Origin of the sequence: Pseudomonas eucalypticola (genome assembly GCF_013374995.1) — a bacterium.
GTDB lineage: Bacteria > Pseudomonadota > Gammaproteobacteria > Pseudomonadales > Pseudomonadaceae > Aquipseudomonas > Aquipseudomonas eucalypticola.
Window position 1 is genome coordinate 4,695,772 of the sequence record NZ_CP056030.1, and the last position, 18,289, is coordinate 4,714,060.

Here is an 18,289-nt window from a genome sequence, read left to right on the forward strand (position 1 = left end):
TCTGTATTAAACTCGCCGCCGCCCGTTCTGGGCATGGTTTCCAGGACCCATCCATGTGGGTCCTGATTTCGGCATTCCCCCTGCAATCGGATTGTTCAGCAACTCACTTCTATGGATACAGAGTCCCCTTCGCGCGGCTGCCTGTTGGTATTGTCCAAGGGCGCGCAGCAGATAAGCACCCTTCCTGCGCTCCTTGCCGAGTACCGCGTGCTCAATGGCCGCGCCACGGATGTGGGCCAGGCCGACGCGCTCCTTGCCTGGGGGCGCAAGCCCAGCGCCGCGGTCGCCGAACGTGAGGCCGTGAAAGCAGGACTGCCCGTGATTCGCGTCGAGGATGGTTTTCTACGCTCGGTGGGATTGGGCGCCGACGAGCCGCCTTTGTCACTGGTGGTAGATGACCTGGGTATCTATTACGACGCTACCGCCCCATCGCGCCTAGAGCGACTGATTGGCCAGCCCCTGAGTGCCGCGCAAGGCGCGCGTGCTCGAGCACTGCAGGCGGCATGGCAGCAGCATCGCGTCTCCAAGTACAACGCGGCGCGCATCGAGGCTTTTGCGTCCACGGGCCAGCATGTGCTGGTGGCTGACCAGACGTTCGGGGATGTGTCGTTGCAGGGGGCAGGCACAGCCGACTTCCAGCGCATGCTGGATGCAGCGCTCGCCCAGCACCCGGATTGCACAGTGGTGCTGAAGGTTCACCCCGACGTGGTCGCTGGCCGCAAGAAGGGGCATTTCGATCTACCGCAGCTGGCCAGACACCCGCGGGTGCAGGTATTGAGCGCCGACGTTCATCCTGCCGAACTGCTGTCGCAGATGCAGGCGGTGTACGTAATGACGTCCCAACTGGGCTTTGACGCCCTGCTGTGGAATGTGCCGGTCCACACCTTCGGTATGCCTTTCTACGCGGGTTGGGGGCTGACCCATGACGCCTTGCCCGCGCCTGAACGTCGCCAACCGGCCAGCCTTGAACAGCTGGTGCATGCCGCCCTGGTGGACTACCCGCGCTATGTGAGCCCTGAAACGGGTCGCGCGTGCACGCCTGAAGTGCTCATGGCGTGGCTGGGGCTGCAGCGTCTCAAGCGCAGCAGCCTGCCAGCGTCGCTGCAGATGCTCGGGTTTACCCGCTGGAAAGAACCGCTGGTGCACCAATTTTTCAATGGCAGTGCCATTCGCTTCGCCAAGCACCCCAAGCGCTTGAAACGGTCGGCGCATACCGTCGCCTGGGGCTGCAAACACGACGAACACCTGGCCACCCACCCCGCCCCCATCACCCGCGTCGAAGACGGTTTCCTGCGCTCCGTGGGCCTGGGCGCCTCGAAGAATCGCCCGCTGTCCTGGGTCATCGACGACCTGGGCATCTACTACGACGCCACCCGCCCTTCGCGCCTGGAACACTTGTTGCAAAGCGGTTGCTCCGCAGAGCTGGTGCAGCGCGCTGCCGCACTGCGCGAGGCCATCTGCGCCGCCGGGGTCACCAAGTACAACCTGCCTGGCACCCAGTGGCAGCGCCCAGTGGGCAAAGCCAAGGTGATTCTGGTGACCGGCCAGGTGGAGTCGGATGCGTCCATCCGCTTTGGCGCGTACCGCATCCGCAGCAACCTGCAGTTGCTCAAGGCGGTGCGTGCCCGGCACCCGGACGCCTGGCTGTTGTACAAGCCGCACCCCGAGGTGCTCGCGGGCACGCGGCCGCGAGGTGCGGACGAGGATCAGACCGGTGCCTGGTGCGATGAGGTCGTGGGCGACACGCCGTTCCACCAGTTGCTCGAGGCCGTGGACGAGGTGCATGTGCTGACCTCGCAATCGGGTTTCGAAGCGCTGATGCGCGGGGTGCCGGTAACGACCTACGGCCAGCCGTTCTACGCCGGCTGGGGGCTGACGGCGGATGTCGACATGCACCCCGACGTCCAGGCCCGACGCCAGCGGCGCTTGAGCCTGGACGAGCTGGTGGCAGCGACGTTGATTCGCTACCCCACTTACGTGAGCCGTATCACCGAACGCTTCACCACCCCGGAACAGACGCTGCTCGAACTACAACACTGGCATGAATTACCCGCGCAAAAAGGAGCAAAACCCGCATGGCCGCAAGCAGTCCTCCGTTGGCTCCGGAGTTTTTCGAAACGGCCATTGCCGCAGAGCTGAAGCCTCCGCGCAGTTCACGCCTTCATGTCGCCGCGCCACAGCGCTCGTTCCTGCTGCTGCAAGGGGTGAGTTCGCCGTTCTTCGCCAAACTGGGCCAGGCGCTGCGCGCCGAGGGCCAGCGTGTGCGCAGTGTCACCTTCAACATGGGCGACCTGCTCTATGGCCGTGGTACGCGCAGCTTCTGCGCGGTGCCGCAGGCGCAACTGGACGATTACTACGCGCAGTGCTTCGCCGACCATGACATCACCGACGTGGTGCTGTTCGGCGACTGCCGCCCGGTGCACCAGCCCGCGGTGCGCCTGGCGCGCCAGCGTGGCATTCGCGTGCACGTGTTCGAGGAAGGCTACTTCCGCCCCTACTGGATCACCCTGGAACGCGATGGGGTGAACAACCACTCGCGCCTGCCGCGGGACCCGCAGTGGTACCGCGAGGTGGGCAAGCACATTCCGCGCTACAAGAATGGCAACGAGTTCAAGCTGTCGTTCACCGCCCGCGCCTTTCACGACGTCATGTACCACGTGGGCGGTGCGCTGAACAAAGTGACCTTCCCCCACTATCGCACGCATGCGCCGTTCAACGCGGCGGTGGAATACGCCGGGTTCATCCGCCACGGGCTGCGGCTGTTCCAGGCCAGCCAGCGTGACGCCGCGGTGATCGACCAGGTGGCGACCGAGCGCTACCCCACCTTCCTGTTGCCGCTGCAACTGGACAGTGACTCGCAGATCCGCGACCACTCGCCCTTCGCCAACATGACCGAAGTGCTGGACCACGTGATGACGTCGTTCGCCCGCCATGCGCCCGGCGACGCCCGCCTGGTGGTGAAGAACCACCCGCTCACGCCCGGCCTGGTGGACTACCACCGCATTACCCGCGAACGCGCCGCCCACTACGGCATGGCCGACCGCGTGCATTTCCTGGAAACCGGGCACATGCCCACGCTGCTGTCGCACGTGGCCGGCGTGGTGACCATCAATAGCACGGTGGGCGGTTCGTCGCTGCTGCATCATCGCCCGACCTTCACCCTGGCCGACCCGATCTACAACCTCGAAGGCCTGACGCACCAGGGCAGCCTCGACGATTTCTGGCGCTGCCCGCAGGCCCCCGACAACACCCTGTTCCAGCGCTTTCGCAACACGGTCATCCACACCACCCAGGTCAACGGCGGTTTCTACACCCGCTGCGGCATCGACATGGCAGTCAGCAACTCACTGGAAGTGATGATGGCAAAAACTTCACGAATCGAACTCTACCTATGACGCAATCCCCCCGCTGCATCCTCATCACCGGTGCCACTGGCGGCATCGGCGGCGCCCTGGCGCCCGCCTATGCTGCCCCCGGCGTGACCTTGATCCTGCAAGGCCGACGCACCGACCGCCTGGAAGAAATGGCCACGCAATGCCGCGCCGCCGGCGCCCGTGTGCTGCTCAAGGCCCTGGACGTGCGTGACATCGAAGCCCTGCGCACCTGGGTTGCCGAAGTCAGCGCCGCCGAGCAGCCCGACCTGGTGGTCGTGGGTGCGGGCCTCAATACCGACATTGGCCCCCAGGGCGAAGGTGAGGTGTGGAGCAACACTCAAGCGCTGGTGGAAGTGAACGTGGTGGCCGCCATGGCCACGGTAGAAGCTGCGCTGCCGGCGATGCGCGCGCGACGCAGCGGGCAGATCGCGTTGTTCAGTTCCCTGGCGGGCTGGCGTGGCTTGCCCACCACGCCCAGCTACAGCGCCAGCAAGGCGGCGATGAAGGCCTATGGTGAAGCGATTCGCGACTGGCTGGCACCCGAGGGCGTGCGCGTCAACGTGATTGTGCCTGGTTACGTGGAATCGAAGATGTGCTTCGAGATGCCCGGGCCCAAGCCGTTCCTGTGGACGGGCGAGCGAGCCGCGGCGCGCATTCGCCGCGGCCTGGCGGCCAACCAGGGGCGCATCAGCTTCCCGTTCCCGCTGGACCTGGGTTGCTGGCTGCTGGGGATAATCCCCCAGCGTCTTTCTTCTGTCATTTTGCGTTGGCTGGATTACGGTGCCTGATTTGTTCGCGTCCCCTCTTTTTGCCCTGGCGCTTGCCGGGCTGTTGCTGACCCTGGGCTTCGAAGCGCTACTGGTCCCCCGCCCGGGCCTGCGTCGCCCGTTGAGCAGTTGGCTGCTGCACGCCGGCAGTTGGCTGGTTTCGCTGGGGGTGCTGTACGCGCTCACCGGGCGCCCATGGTTCAGCACCGTGAACGCGCTGTGCGTATGGCTGCTGGTGGTGCTGGTCAGCAACGCCAAGTACCACTCGCTGCGTGAGCCCTTCGTGTGCGCCGACTTCGAGTATTTCAGCGATGCGGTGCGCTTCCCGCGCCTGTACTTGCCGTTCTTCGGCATCGGCAAGGCCATCGTCCTGGCGTTGGCGTTTGTCGCTTACCTGGGCTGCGGGCTGTACTTCGAGCCCCGCGCGCCGTTTGCCTTTTACGATGCCGGGCAGACGCTGCTGATCGGCGCCGCGCTGCTGGCCGGTGGCCGTCGTCGCCTGCCAGCGCCCAGCTTCGATGCCTCGGCGGACCTGCAGCGTTTCGGCCTGGTCAGTTGCCTGTGGAACTACTACGGCGCGGCGCGCCGGCCGGTGGATGTGAACGGCCTGGGCTCGCCCTTCACCGCCAGCCCGGCGCCTTCCGCCGCGCAACTGCCTGACCTGGTTTCGGTGCAGAGCGAATCGTTCTTCGACGTGCGCACCCTGTGGCCAGGCGTTCGCCCCCAGGTGCTGAGCACATTCGACCAGTTGCGTGCCGAAGCCGTGGCTCACGGGCCGCTGCAGGTAGCGGCGTGGGGCGCCAACACGGTACGCACCGAGTTCGCCTTCCTCAGCGGCATCGCTGGCGACCGCCTGGGCGTCCACCGTTTCAACCCCTACCGCCTGCTGGCGCGCAAAGGCGTGCCGAGCATTGCCATGCACCTCAAGCGCCAGGGCTACCGCACCGTGTGCATCCACCCCTACGACGGCTCGTTCTACGGCCGCGACAAGGTGCTGCCGGCCCTGGGCTTCGACGAGTTCATTGACGTGCGCGCCTTCGACGATAGCCAGAAAGCCGGTCCTTTCATTGGCGACTGCGCGGTGGCCGAGAAGATCAACCAGTTGCTCAGTGAACCGGGCCGCACCCAACCCTTGTTCATCCATGCGGTGACCATGGAAAACCACGGCCCGCTGCACCTGGAACAGGTGCAGGCCGCCGAACTGGATACCTGGTTCGACCAGCCATTGGGCGATGGTATGCGCGACCTGGGCCCTTACCTGCGCCACATCGGCAACGCCGACCGTATGCTGGGCATGCTGCGCAGCCACCTGCTGACGCTGCCGCGCCCCACTGCCCTGTGCTTCTATGGCGACCACGTGCCTATCCTGCCGGATGTGTACACGGCCCTGGGCGCGCCCGTGGGCGACACTGAATACTTCATCTGGAGCAACCGCGGCCCTGGCACCACGCAGGCCCACGCGCTGCCCGTGCACGACCTTGCCAAGCTGTTCGTCGAGCGCGGCCAGGCCGCCGGCGAGACCAAGGCCGACTATGCCCAGGCTGTCTGAGCCGTTGCGAATCGTGGCAGGCAATGAACTGGCCTTGCCCGATGAACAGCTGGCGCGCATGGTGGCACGCGGGCGGGGGTCCTTGCGGATGATCCTGGGCAACGACGCCTGCCGCTACCGCCTGCTGCACCAGAGCATCAACTGGGACCGGCTGCTGTTCGCCTTTCACGGTAACGAAGCGGTTGGCCATGCCAGTTTCAAGCATGGCGGGCGCGGGCCGTTTTCACCGCCAGGGCAGGCGTTCGTCGATGAGTTCGGGCGCTGCCGGGGCTGGCTGCGCTTTGCCCTGTACCGCTTCACCGAGTACCGTGAACGCCACCACGCGTTCTTCCTGTACGGCCTGCGTGTCGGCAAGGAACACCGCCGCCAAGGCATCGCCACGGCGCTGATCGAAGCCGTGTGCGCCCAGGCGCGCGCGCTGGGCGCCGACACGGTGGCGCTGGAAGTGCTGGGCCGCAACCGCGGTGCCCGGCAACTGTACCGGCGCAACGGTTTCCACCTGGCCAGCCGCTTGCCGCTGCCCGGCCTGCACGTGCTGGGCATGCGCCGCAGGCTGGCGCCATGAGGCCACCGGTGATGCAACTCGACAGCCTGGTGCCGGGCGAAGGCTGGGTGGGCATCATGTCCCAGTGGGTGGCGTGGAAGGTGCTGCACCTGCCGCGCTTCCTCGAACCCGAAGGCCAACCGTTCTGGCTGTGGCGCCGCGGCGCACGTGCACCCAAAGGGCTGAAGGCCATCGCCGGCATCGGCTACAAGCGCTCTTCGGCCCGCGCACGGGTGCTGTGCGCGCGTTGGGGCCTGCCCTACATCGCCTTGGAAGACGGTTTCCTGCGTTCCTCTTCGCTGGGCGTGGAGGGCGACACGCCGATGTCCATGGTGGTCGACCCGATCGGCATTCACTACCTGGCGGACCGTCCTTCGCTGCTGGAAAACCTGTTGCAGGCGCCCGAGCAATTCGACCCGCAGGAACTGGCCACCGCCCAGGCGCTTATCGAGCTGATGCGCCAGACCGGCATCGGCAAGTACAACAATGCGCCCGACCTTGCGGCGCAGCAGGTACCCGGCCGCGAGCGCCCGCTGGTGCTGGTGGTGGACCAGACCTACGGGGACTTCTCCATTCCCGGCGGCGGCCTGTGCGAAGCCGACTTCGTGCGTATGCTCGACTGCGCACTGGCGGAAAACCCTGACGCCGACGTGCGCGTGCGCATTCACCCCGACTGCCTGCGCGGGCACAAGAAAAGCTGCCTGCTGGACGCCGCCCGCGCCCGGGGCGTGGCGCTGGAAAGCCGCTCGGTGTCGTGGGCGTCGCTGGCTCGCCACGCCCGCCGGGTGTACGTGGGCACCAGCCAGGCCGGCCTTGAAGCGCTGATACTGGGCGTACCGGTAACCTGCTTCGGGCTGCCCTTCTATGCCGGCTGGGGGCTGACCGACGACCGCATGCCCATCCCCCGTCGCCAGGCCCGGCCCACCCTTGGCCAACTGGTGGCGGCGGCCTATATCCGCTATTGCCGCTATGTCGACCCACTCACCGGCCAGCTCACCGACGTACTGACGGTGGCGCGCCAATTGGCGCGGCAGAAAGCTCAGGACAGCGAGTTCGCCGGGCCCATCGTGGTGCTGGGCGTCAAGCGCCACAAACAGCACAACGTGCGCCGGTTTCTCGGCAGCCGCTGGGGCCAGTTGCGCTTTGCCCAGGACAGCCCCGAGCTGCTTGGCCGCGTGGCCGAGGAAGGCGCACGGCTGGTGGTATGGGCCGGGCGCGAGCCGCCGGGGCTGAGCATGCGAGCGCAGGCGTACGGCGTGCCGCTGTGGCGCATCGAAGACGGTTTCCTGCGCTCCAGCGGGTTGGGCGCGCTGAACGCCCCGGCCATGTCGCTGGTGCTGGACCGCCGGGGTATCCATTTCGACCCCAGCACCGACAGCGACCTGTTCCGCTACCTGCAAGGCCGAGAGTATTCCCCCCAGGTGCTGGCTGAAGCCGCGCAACTGCGCGAGCGCATCGTCGCCAGCGGCGCCAGCAAGTACAACCTCAAGGGCGCGACCCCACGCCTGGGCGCCGCCACCGGCCAGCGCTGCATTCTGGTACCCGGCCAGGTCGAGGATGATGCTGCGGTACTGCGCAGCGGCCCGCAGCCGTGGAGCAACCTGCAACTGCTGCAGGCAGTGCGCCAGCGCGCGCCGGACGCCTTCATCGTCTACAAGCCGCACCCGGATGTGGAGGCCGGCAAGCGCGTGGGCGCCCTGGCCCGCGACCAGGTGCTGGCATTCGCTGACCAGATCATCGAGTACGGCGACATCGGCGCGCTGTACCCACAGGTCCAGGAACTGCACACGTTCAGTTCCACCGCTGGCTTCGAAGCGCTGTTGCGCGGCATTGCCGTGCACACCTACGGCCAACCGTTCTACGCGGGCTGGGGCCTGACCCACGACCGCCTGCGCATGGCGCAACGCACCCGGCGTCTGCAGCTCGACGAACTGGTGGCCGCCACCCTGCTCGACTACGCACGCTACGCCGACTGCCAGCACCACCTGCCGTGCGATGCCTGGCATGCCCTGGCGCAACTGCAACAACAGCCGCGCAATGCCTTGGCGCCGCGCATGCTGCCACCCTCTTTAGGGCACTACTTCCGGATAATGCTGGGCATGCGTCACCGCCTGGCTGCCCCTCAGTCACAGGACCCGACACATGCCTGAGTTATTCAAGGCCCTGGGCCGCTACGCCAGCCTGCCCTGGCACTGCCTGCAACTGGCCACCCACGCCAAATCCTTTCAGGACAACCCGGTACTGGGCAGCGCGCGGCTCAACGCCATGGGCCTGCACGTGAAACGCCGGCAACTGGCGATGCACATGGCGCAATTGCGCCGCCGTCAGCTCGCCAGCCGCCTTGCGCCTGAAGACCTGGCCAGCTTCGAGCGCGACGGGTTCTTCCTGCGCGAGCAGTTCCTGCCGCCCGACCGCTTCAAGGCCCTGCGCGATGAAGTGCGCGAGTTGCGCACGCTGGGCTGGGAGATGCGCCAGGGCAAGGCCGTGACCCGGCGCCTGAGCCTGGACAGCGATGTGCTGGCAGCCAACCCGGGTTGCGAATCGGTGGTACGCGATGCGGGCATGCGCGACTTGATCAGTTATGCCTCGTCCAATACCGGGGGCATCACCTACCAATTGCAGGCGATTCTGGTGAACGCTGTGGCCGCGCCCATGGACCCGCAGACGTGCCTGCACGCGGACACCTTTCACCCCACCGCCAAGGCCTGGTTGTTTCTGGATGACGTGGAAGATGACCAGGGGCCGTTCTGCTACGTGCCCGGTTCGCACCGCCTGACACCTGAACGCCTGGCGTGGGAGTACCAGAAGAGCCTGGGCGCGGCGACGTCCAGCGAGCAGATGCACCGCGAGGGCTCGTTCCGCATCAGCGAGGCGGAGCTGGCCAGCCTGGGCTTGCCAGCACCCCGGCGGTTCGCGGTACCGGCCAACACCCTGGTGGTAGCCGACACCTCGGGCTTCCATGCCCGCTGCGCCAGCGTGCAGTCCAGCCACCGGGTGGAGATCTACGCCAGCCTGCGGCGCAACCCGTTCCTGCCCTGGCGTGGCGCGCACCTGTTTGGCCTGCCACTGATTGCCGACCACCACATGCGCTGGGACATCCGTTTGAAGCAGTGGATGGGCTTTGCCCAGCGCAGCCATTGGAAGTTCCTCGACCGGCTCAACGCCTACGACCCTTCCAACCTGTGACGCTGGGCAGGCGCGCCATTACAGGCGCGCCAGCTCTCGGGCTACCAGGGCCACCGTGTCGGCGATCTGCTGCTCGGAATGCAGGCATGACACGAAGAAGCGCACCCGCGCTGCCTTTTCCGGCACCGCTGGGTACAGGATCGGCTGCGCGTTGACGCCGTGCTGGAATAGCGCCGCCGACAGCTGGGTGGCCTTCAGCGAGCTGCCGGTGATCACCGGAATGACCGCCAGGCCGGTGCTGGTGGCCACATCCAGGCCGGCGGCGCGGGCCAGGCGCAGGAACTGCTCACCCCGCGCCTGCACTGCCGCCACGGGTGACGGATCGGCCTTCATGCAGCGCAGCGCGGCCAGGGCAGCGGCCGCCACCGGTGGCGGCATGCCCACGCTGTAGAGAAAGCCGGGCGCCAGGAACTTCAGGTGTTCCACCAACGCCGCCTCGCCGGCGATGTAGCCACCGCAACTGGACAGGGTTTTGCTCAGGGTACCCATCCACAGGTCCACGGCATCGCCAGGCAGGCCGAAGTGCTCACGGATGCCCTTGCCGGTGGCGCCCATCACGCCCAGGGAATGCGCCTCGTCGACCATCAGGAACACCCGGTGGCGCTGCTTGAGCGCCACGAAACGCGGCAGGTCGGGGTAGTCGCCGTCCATGCTGTAGATACCTTCGAGCACCACCAGCACCCGCTCGAAATGCTGGCGCTGTTCGCCCAGCAGGCGGTCCAGCGCCTGCCAATCGTTGTGCGGGAAGCTCAGGCGCCGGGCGCCGGACAGCTGGATGCCCTGCAGCACGCTGTTGTGAATCAGCTCATCATGCACGATCAGGTCACGCGGGCCGAACAGGTACCCCAGGGTGGTGACGTTGGTGGCATGGCCACTGACGAAAGTGATGGCGTCCTCCACGTCATACAGCTCGGCCAGTTCGCGCTCCAGCTCACGGTGCAACGGGCGGTCACCGGACACCGGTCGGCTGGCCGACACCGAGGTGCCGTACTGGTCGATGGCCTGCTTGGCCGCGTCAACCACCTGCGGGTGGTTGGCGTAGCCCAGGTAGTTGTAGCTGGCGAAGTTCACGTAGGCCTGGCCACCAATGGTGGTGCTAGCTTCCGCGCGCCCTTCGTGCAACTTGAAGAACGGGTTGCTCAGGCCCATCTGCGCGGCGCTCTGCATCATCACGCGCAGCTGCTGGTAACCGGGGTGCAGGGCGAAGCGGTAGAACTGCTCCGGCACCTTGGCGGCGGCCTGCTGCGCAGCTTCCAGGGACGGCGCCGGCTCAGCGCCGGCCTGGCGCAGGCGGCGTTCGCGCGCCTGCTGAATCAGTTGATCCTTGGCGGAGCCGGCCAGGCCGGCCGGGGGGGTGCGGTTCATGGTAGCCATCTCAATTGATCAACCGGGTGGAGGCAGCGCCATCGAGTTGCGCCAGGTCCTGCGCGCTCAGCTCGACGCCGTGGCGGGCCAGGGTGTTCTTCGCCAGGGCCTGCTGCTCGTCGCTGTCCGACACTGCCTGGGTACCGCGCAACAGCTCGATGATGCGGCGGGTAAGCTTGTCGATGGACGAGCTGTCGCTCAGTTCCATCACCGGCAGTCGAATGCCGAAGCGCTCTTCAACCGCCACCACCAGTTCCACGCTCATCAGCGAGTCCAGGCCCAGCTCCTGCAGGGGTCGGCTGGCATCCAGGCGGGCCACCGGCAAGCGCAGGATCTCGCTGATTTCCTGCTTGAGCATGTGCGCGAAGACCTCCGTCAGCGCTTCATCATCCAGCTCGGCCAACAGGCGCTGTACGTCGTCAGCGTCGCTGTCGTCCTCCTGTTCGCCGCCTTGCAGGCGCGCCAGCTCGGAGAACTTCGGCGCACCGGCGGTCGGCAGGAAGCGCGACAGCGCTTTCCAGTCGAGCTCCAGCACGCCCAGGCCCGAGCGCCCTTCCAGCAGCATGCCTTCTAGGTTGTCCAGCGCCTCGGCGGCTTGCAGCGCAGCGCCGCCCATGCGGCCTTGCAGGGCTTGCTTGATGTCCTGGTTGCGGGCCAGGAAACCGGCGTCGTCGATCGCCCCCCACAGCACGCTGGTGGCCGGCAGGCCGAGGGCGTGACGGTGGCGCGCCAAGGCTTCGAGCCAGTGGTTGGCGGCCACGTAGTTGGCCTGGCCAGGGTTGCCGAACAGGGTGGTGGCCGACGAGAACATCACGAAGAATTCCAGCGCCACGCCACGCGTCAGCTCATGCAGCAACTGCGCGCCCATGGCCTTGGGTTCCAGAACTCGTTCCAGTTGCTCGCGCTGCAGGTTGCGGATCAGCCCGTCATCGATGACGGTGGCGGCGTGCACCACGCCGCGTAGCGGCTGGGCGCGGCCGGCGATGTCGGCGATGACACTGGCCAACTGCGCGCGGTCAGTGATGTCACAGGCCACGGCGCGTACGTCGATACCCTGCTCGCGCCAGGCGCGCAGGGCCGGTTGTGCCTCCTCGGTGGCCGGGCCGCGACGGCCCAGCAGCACCAGGTGGCGGGCGCCCTTGCTGACCAGCCACTGCGCGGTGCGCAGGCCAAAGCCGCCCAGGCCACCGGTGACCAGGTAGGTGCCTTGGGCATCCAGTTGCAGGCTGGCCGGTACCTGGGCCGTACGCTGGGCCACTTGCTGCAGCGGCGTGCGGTAGGTGACCACGATCTTGCCGATCTGGCGAGCCTGCTGCATGTAGCGGAAGGCTTCGACGACGTCGTTGGCATCGAATTCGCGGTACGGCAGCGGCGTCAGGGTGCCGTCATTGAACAGGTCCATCATCTGCGCGAACAAGCGACGCGTCAGCTCGGGGCGTTCGCTCATCAGCTGGTCGGCGTCGATGCCGAAGTAACTGATGTTGTTGCGGAACGGCCGCAGGCCGATCTTGGTGTTCTGGTAGAAGTCGCGCTTGCCCAGTTCCAGGAAGCGGCCAAACGGCTTGAGCACGCGGAAGTTGCGGTTGATGGCTTCACCGGCCAGGGAGTTGAGCACTACGTCGACGCCGCGGCCGCCCGTGATGGCCAGTACTTCATCGGCGTACGCCAGGGAACGCGAGTCGAACACATGCTCGACGCCCAGCAGGCGCAGGAAGTCGCGCTTCTCGTCACTACCCGCCGTGGCGTAGATCTGCGCCCCGCACCATTTGGCAATCTGCACGGCGGCGATGCCGACGCCACCGGCGGCGCCGTGGATCAGAATCTTCTCCCCCGGCTCCAGGCGTGCCAGGTGCTGCAAGGCGTAGAACACCGTGAAGAAGGTGCTGGGGATGGTGGCGGCCGCTTCGAAGGACATGCCTTCAGGGATGCGCGCCACGGCGTTGGCCTGGGTCACCAGGCGGTTGGCAAAGCTGCGCGGACCGAAACCGACCACCCGGTCGCCGGGCTGGAAGTCGCCCTGCACATCGCCACCCTTGCCCCGCACCACGCCAGCAAATTCGAAGCCCAGCGTAGGCCCGGAGAAGCCGTTTTCAATGGCTTCATCCGACAGCAGGCCCAGCGCGTACATCACGTCGCGGAAGTTCAGGCCAGTGGCCTGCACGTCGATGTCCAGCTGGTCACTGGCGGCGCTCAACGGTGGCTGCACCTGCCAGCGCAGGTTGCGCAGTTGCCCCGGCTGATCGAAACCAAGGCTGACCACCGGTTGCTCGCCGTCCACCTGTGGCGGCCGCGCCGGTGACTGCAAACGCAGGCGTGGCACGAAGCGATACCCCTGGGCGTCGACGGCCATTTCGGTTTCCGCGTCGGCCGCCAGGAGCACCGGCAGCAGCGCCGCCGCCGATGTATTGGCGGCCAGGTCCAGCAGACGCACGCGACAGGCCCCACTTTCGTTGGCCAGCGTGCGGCCGAAGCCCCACAGGGCGGCGTCGGCGATGGCGTCCAGGGGTTGCTCGCCTGCCTGGGGATGCCAGGCATTGCTGGTCAGCAGCCAGCAGGTCGGGGCGATGCCCGCGGCCTCGCAGCCATGCACCAGCCGCGCCGCCAGCAGGCAGCGGTCGCTCTGGCCCGGCAGGCCCTGGCCACCGAACAGGCCGGCCAGCAACACAATATGATCGGTGCCGGGGTACACGGCACCTGTCTCGACGGCGTCGGCAGCCAGCAGCGACACGCCCTGCCCCGCGCCCTGCAATACCGTTTGCAGGGCTTGGCTCAGGGTGGCTTCGGGGCCTTGCGGGTCGGCAACCAGCAGCCATTGCTGGGCAGGTACCTGGGCGGCTGGTTGCGCGGCACGTGCCTGGGCCGCCTGGGCTACCAGCACGTAGCTGCCAGCGGCCATGCCTGGGGCCAGTTCCACGGGGGCGGCACAGGCCAGGCCATGGCGTTGCAGCTCTTGCTGCCAGAACGCCGGCCGTTGTTGTGCGCCCAGGTTGCCTTGCTCGGGCAGCGCCAGCCACCAGTCAGCGCAGGCGCCGAACAGGAAGTCGGCCCAGCGTGCCGGGTGCTGCGCCAACAGCACCAGCTGGCCGCCATCGGCCAGTACCGCGGCGCCCTGGCGTAGCCCCTGGCTGATACTGTCCAGGGCAGCCAGGTCCCCGGGCACCAGCACCAGGTCGAACACCGCGTTCAGCGCATCGCCGGGTACGCTGACGTGCACCTGGGCGAATTCGGCGTTGAGCAGCTCCCCGGCTTCGGCGTCGGCGCTGCGGTAGTGGTAGTCGATGCGGTCGAAGTCCAGCACCGGGCCTAGGCCCTGGGCCAGTGGTTGACCCTGCAGGCCGATTTCCAGTACCCGCAGGCGCTGGCCAGCGGCCAGGCCGTCGAGGCGCTGCGCCAGGGTGTCGAGCAATGCCTGAATCAGCGCCTGCTGGCCGGCGGCCCCCAGCACGTGGCGCGCCAGGCCGGCGCGCGAGGTTTCGCGCGGCAGCAGGTGCTGCACGTCGCGCTCGCCGCGCAACAGCGCTGGTAAATGCAGGCCCACCTGGCCTACCGAGTGAATCAGTTGGAAGTGTTCCGGGTAGCCATGGAACAGCGCCTGCCAGATAGCCTGGCTGCCGGGACGCGGGCCTGGGTCGGCCAGGCGCCAGGTGTCGCCCTCGGCCAGCAGGCTGCCGTCGTCGCGGCCGTACTCCAGCAGCGATGCCAGCAAGGCCGCGGCCTGGGGCGCCTGGGCCACCACGGTTGGCACATGCAAAGCGCCGCCGTGGCTGTCGACCAGGTCTTGCACGAAGCTGCTGCACAGGCTGTCCAGCAGCGGCTCCACCTCATCCACGTAGCGCTGGGCCATGGCATCGTTGGCCAGTGCGCCCAGCCGCGCCTGCAACGCAGGGCTCAGGCTGTCGGCCGCCAGCGCCGGCGCAGGCATGCCCGGCAGCGGCTTGGCCACCGCCACGGTAGCGACCTGCTTGACGTCCTCGGAACGGTCACGGTGCAGACGCACGCCACGGAAGCGCGCGTTACTGATGCTGATGACGGCAGCACCGGTGCTGTCGTACAGCACGAAGTCGGCCAGAAGCGAGTGCTCGGAACGACGCACCAGGCGCACTTCGGCCAGGCACGGCGTCGAGGCCTGGCGGCTGAAGGCGATGCGCCCCAGTTTCACCGGCACGAACGCCAGTGCGCCACGCTTGCGGCCTTCGCCTGCCAGCAGCTGGGTGATCAGCTGGAAGGCGCTGTCCAGCAGCGCCGGGTGCAGGTGCAGGGTACTCAGTTCGGCGGCGATGGTGGCCGGCACGCTGAGGCGCGCCAGCACCCGATGGCCGTCGATCCAGCCTTCTTCCACAGCCTGGTAGGCGGGGCCGTAGTTCAGGCCTACGGCACTAGTCAAGCACAGGTGAGCCTGACGGTCGAAGTCGGGTTCACGCGCAGGCAACTCAGGTGCGCGCGCCTCCAGCATCACACCGCGCGCCTCCCCCGGAGACCGGGCCACCACGTGGTGCACCCAGGCTTCGTTTTCGCCATGGTGGCGCGAACTGATGTGCAGGGTGCCGTCGCTGTCGTCAATGCGCACGCGGGTCTTGCGGCTGCCTTCGGCCCCCAGGATCAGCGGGTTGTGAATTTCCAGCTCTTCGATGTCGACGAACTCGCCCGGCTGGAATTGCAGGGCCGCCGCCAGCGCCAGTTCGGTAAAACCGGCACCCGGGAACAGCACGGCTTCACCGACCTTGTGGTCAGCCAGGGTGGGGAACAAACGGGTGTCCAGACGGTTCTCCCACACCAGCGGGGTGTGGGGCAGGCCGTGGCCCAGGTAAGGGTGCACGCGCTTGCGCTGCAGCAGATCGGCGGTTTCGCTGGTGACCGGCAGCACGAAGCGTTCACCCTGCCAGGGGTAGGCCGGCAGCTGCACGAAGCGCCCGGCTACGGGGAAGGTATGGGCCAGTTGCGGCTCTACCCCGGCGATCAGCAGGCGCGCCAGGCTGCGGTCCACCAGCTGGGTGCTGTGGTTGTTGCGTTGCAGGGTGGCGATCACAGCGCCTTCGACGCCCTCAGCCAGCAGCGCATCGTTGACGTAGCTGCGCAGGATGGGGTGCGGGCCCACTTCCACGAACACGTTCAGGCCATCGGCGACCAGGCTTTGCACCGCTTGCTGGAACAGTACCGGCTTGCGGATGTTGTGCCACCAGTATTCGGCGCCCAGGCCTTCACCGCACAGGCGCTGGCCCGTCACGGTGGAATAGAAGGGAATGTCGCCGGCCGACGGTTTGATATCGGCCAGCGCCGCTACCACCTGCTCGGCGATACCGTCCATGGCCGGCGAGTGGAAGGCGTAGTCCAGCGCCAGGCGGCGGACAAAGATCTGGCGTTCGTTGAGCACTGCCTCGAACCGGCTGAGGTCGGCATCGGCGCCGGCCACGGTCGAGCCCTTGACGCTGTTTTCACCGGCAATGAACACCCGGCCGTGCAGCCCCAGTTCTTCGATCAACGCCAGGGTAGCGTCGGCCGGCAGGCCAACCGCCGACATCTGCCCGGTGCCACGCGTCAAACCCTGTAGGCGGCTGCGCTGGTAGATGATGTGCGTGGCGTCGGCCAGGCTGAGGGCGCCACAGGCCCAGCCGGCGGCGACTTCACCCACGCTGTGGCCCAACACGGCCACGGGCTGTACGCCACGGCGCTGGAGCATGCGGGTCACCCCTACCTGCAGGGCGAACAGCGCTGGCTGGGCGATTTCGGTCAGTGCGTAGCGGCCTTCGCCGTTGTCACCGGCAAGTTCCGCACGCAGGGAATAGCCGGCCATGGGCTGGAAGATGGCGTCGATCTGGGCCACGGCCTCGCTGAAGTCCGGCTCGTCGAGCAGGGCCTTGCCCATGCCCTGCCACTGCGAACCGTTGCCGGAGTACACCAGCACCGGGCCGCTGGCCTGGTCGGGGGCGCGGCCGCTTTCCACCAGGGAGCTCAGCTCGCTCACCGAAGGGTCGGCGGCGAAGTCCACCAGGGCCTGGGCCATGGCTTGACGGTCGGCATCGATGACCACCAGGCGGTGGGGAAGCAGATCGCGGCGGTACAAAGCCTGGTAGGCGACGTCGTACAGCGCCGGTGGGGTGCCAGCGGTGAGGAATTCGGCCATCTGCCCGGCGGCCTGCGCCAGCGCGTCGCTGTCCTTGGCCGACAGCACCAGCGGCAACGCACGGTTTTCCACCGGCTGCGCGGCGGCAGGCGCGGCCACGTGGCTGCGCAGGATGACGTGGGCGTTGGCGCCCCCGAAACCGAACGAGTTCACCCCGACGACCAGCTCACCTTCAGGCTTCAACGCCAGGGTGTCGGTAACCACCTGCAAGTTGAGGTCGGCGAACGGGATAGTGGGGTTGAGCGTGGTGATGCCAATGGTGGCTGGCACTTCGCGATGCTGCAGGCAGTACAGCGCCTTCATCAGGCCCGCAGCGCCAGAAGCGGCTTCCAGGTGACCCATGTTGCTTTTCACCGAGCCGATCGGCAGTACCCGGCTGCGCCGCGCGCCCAGGGCTTCACCCAGTGCACGGGTTTCGATGGGGTCGCCGACCGCGGTGCCGGTGCCGTGGGCTTCCAGGTAGTCGAGCTGGTCGGGGTGGATACCGGCGTTGCCGTAGGCCTGGCGAATAAGGTCGGCCTGGGCGTCGGCGCTTGGCAGGGTCAGGCTGGATTTGCGCCCGTCGGTGTTGACGGCGCTACCTGCCACCACGGCCAGAATGTTGTCGCCGTCGGCCACCGCCAGATCGTAGGCCTTGAGCAGAAACAGGCCGGCGCCTTCGGAGCGCACATAGCCATCGCCGGATTCGTCGAAGGAGTGGCAGCGGCCAGTCGGCGACAACATGGACGCCTTGGAGAAGATCAGGAAACCGAACGGGTGCAGGTGCAAGCTGATGCCGCCAGTGATCGCCTGGTCGATATCGCCGCTCTGGATGGCCTTGTGCGCTTGGTGGAATGCCACCAGGGACGAGGAGCAGGCGGTATCGACCGTCATGCTCGGGCCGCGCAGGTCGTAGAAGTACGATAACCGGTTGGCGGTGATGCTCGACGAGTTGCCCGTGGCGGTGCCCGCGTCGATCGCCGCCATGTCCTCGGTGAGCCGGTAGGCGTTGTCGACGCTGGCTACACCCAGGTAGACGCCGCAGTTGCTGCCACGCAGGCGCGAGGGTTTCACCCCGGCGTTTTCGAACAGCTCCCAGCCCATCTCCAGCAGAAAACGCTGCTGGGGATCCATGCTCGCCGCTTCGCGCGGGGAAATGCTGAAGAAACCGGCGTCGAAACGGGAAATGTCTCCCAGCGAGCCTGCCGCGAAGGTGTAGGCCGTACCCAGGTGCGCCTTGTCCGGGTGCAAGTACTCGTCATGCGACCAACGCGAGGCATCGGCCTGGGTTACCAGGTCCCGCCCCTGCTGGAGGTTCTGCCAGAACGTCTCGCGATCAGAACCCGGGAAGCGGAAAGAGGTACCGATGATTGCAACTTTTCTTAACATTGACGAACACATTCC

9 protein-coding genes are annotated in these 18,289 nt (G+C 67.1%); 7 read left to right on the forward strand and 2 right to left on the reverse strand.

Annotated features, from left to right (window positions below; translation table 11 throughout):
* Positions 1-111 precede the first annotated feature (111 nt).
* From HWQ56_RS20850 to HWQ56_RS20880, 7 genes are read left to right on the forward strand one after another with little or no spacing between them, the layout of a single operon-like run.
* Positions 112-2,139 carry a capsular polysaccharide biosynthesis protein gene (locus HWQ56_RS20850; RefSeq protein ID WP_176571684.1) on the forward strand — a complete coding sequence of 676 codons (2,028 nt, stop codon included), beginning with the start codon at positions 112-114 and terminating at the stop codon, positions 2,137-2,139.
* A complete protein-coding gene (locus tag HWQ56_RS20855) occupies positions 2,076-3,395 on the forward strand; it encodes a capsule biosynthesis protein (RefSeq protein ID WP_176571685.1) in 1,320 nt (439 codons plus the stop codon). The genes HWQ56_RS20850 and HWQ56_RS20855 overlap by 64 nt, the downstream gene beginning before the upstream one ends.
* Positions 3,392-4,162, forward strand: coding sequence for an SDR family NAD(P)-dependent oxidoreductase (locus HWQ56_RS20860; RefSeq protein ID WP_158154271.1), 771 nt, complete (start codon positions 3,392-3,394; stop codon positions 4,160-4,162). Before HWQ56_RS20855 ends, HWQ56_RS20860 begins: the two co-directional genes overlap by 4 nt.
* Positions 4,155-5,690 carry an LTA synthase family protein gene (locus tag HWQ56_RS20865; RefSeq protein WP_245217792.1) on the forward strand — a complete coding sequence of 512 codons (1,536 nt, stop codon included), beginning with the start codon at positions 4,155-4,157 and terminating at the stop codon, positions 5,688-5,690. Before HWQ56_RS20860 ends, HWQ56_RS20865 begins: the two co-directional genes overlap by 8 nt.
* Positions 5,674-6,255, forward strand: a complete 582-nt coding sequence (locus HWQ56_RS20870) for a GNAT family N-acetyltransferase (protein ID WP_176571686.1) — start codon at positions 5,674-5,676, stop codon at positions 6,253-6,255. The genes HWQ56_RS20865 and HWQ56_RS20870 overlap by 17 nt, the downstream gene beginning before the upstream one ends.
* Before the next feature lie 11 nt (positions 6,256-6,266).
* Complete coding sequence (locus tag HWQ56_RS20875) at positions 6,267-8,384, forward strand: capsular polysaccharide biosynthesis protein (RefSeq protein WP_245217793.1); 2,118 nt, start codon at positions 6,267-6,269, stop codon at positions 8,382-8,384.
* Positions 8,377-9,420 (forward strand): phytanoyl-CoA dioxygenase family protein, encoded by a 1,044-nt coding sequence (locus HWQ56_RS20880; RefSeq protein WP_176571688.1) that lies wholly within the window; start codon positions 8,377-8,379, stop codon positions 9,418-9,420. Before HWQ56_RS20875 ends, HWQ56_RS20880 begins: the two co-directional genes overlap by 8 nt.
* Before the next feature lie 18 nt (positions 9,421-9,438).
* Here HWQ56_RS20880 and HWQ56_RS20885 read toward each other — a convergent pair whose 3' ends face one another.
* Both HWQ56_RS20885 and HWQ56_RS20890 read right to left on the reverse strand, forming a co-directional pair.
* Positions 9,439-10,785 carry an aminotransferase class I/II-fold pyridoxal phosphate-dependent enzyme gene (locus HWQ56_RS20885; RefSeq protein ID WP_158154267.1) on the reverse strand — a complete coding sequence of 449 codons (1,347 nt, stop codon included), beginning with the start codon at positions 10,783-10,785 and terminating at the stop codon, positions 9,439-9,441.
* Between the two features lie 10 nt (positions 10,786-10,795).
* Positions 10,796-18,274 carry a type I polyketide synthase gene (locus HWQ56_RS20890; RefSeq protein ID WP_176571689.1) on the reverse strand — a complete coding sequence of 2,493 codons (7,479 nt, stop codon included), beginning with the start codon at positions 18,272-18,274 and terminating at the stop codon, positions 10,796-10,798.
* Positions 18,275-18,289 lie beyond the last annotated feature (15 nt).

What these genes read in the sequence shown, in the direction of transcription:
- HWQ56_RS20850 (WP_176571684.1), top strand. Translation starts at nt 112, where the DNA reads ATGGATACAGAGTCCCCTTCGCGCGGCTGCCTGTTGGTATTGTCCAAG.
- HWQ56_RS20855 (WP_176571685.1), top strand. Translation starts at nt 2,076, where the DNA reads ATGGCCGCAAGCAGTCCTCCGTTGGCTCCGGAGTTTTTCGAAACGGCC.
- HWQ56_RS20860 (WP_158154271.1), top strand. Translation starts at nt 3,392, where the DNA reads ATGACGCAATCCCCCCGCTGCATCCTCATCACCGGTGCCACTGGCGGC.
- HWQ56_RS20870 (WP_176571686.1), top strand. Translation starts at nt 5,674, where the DNA reads ATGCCCAGGCTGTCTGAGCCGTTGCGAATCGTGGCAGGCAATGAACTG.
- HWQ56_RS20875 (WP_245217793.1), top strand. Translation starts at nt 6,267, where the DNA reads ATGCAACTCGACAGCCTGGTGCCGGGCGAAGGCTGGGTGGGCATCATG.
- HWQ56_RS20880 (WP_176571688.1), top strand. Translation starts at nt 8,377, where the DNA reads ATGCCTGAGTTATTCAAGGCCCTGGGCCGCTACGCCAGCCTGCCCTGG.
- HWQ56_RS20885 (WP_158154267.1), bottom strand. Translation starts at nt 10,785, where the DNA reads ATGAACCGCACCCCCCCGGCCGGCCTGGCCGGCTCCGCCAAGGATCAA.
- HWQ56_RS20890 (WP_176571689.1), bottom strand. Translation starts at nt 18,274, where the DNA reads ATGTTAAGAAAAGTTGCAATCATCGGTACCTCTTTCCGCTTCCCGGGT.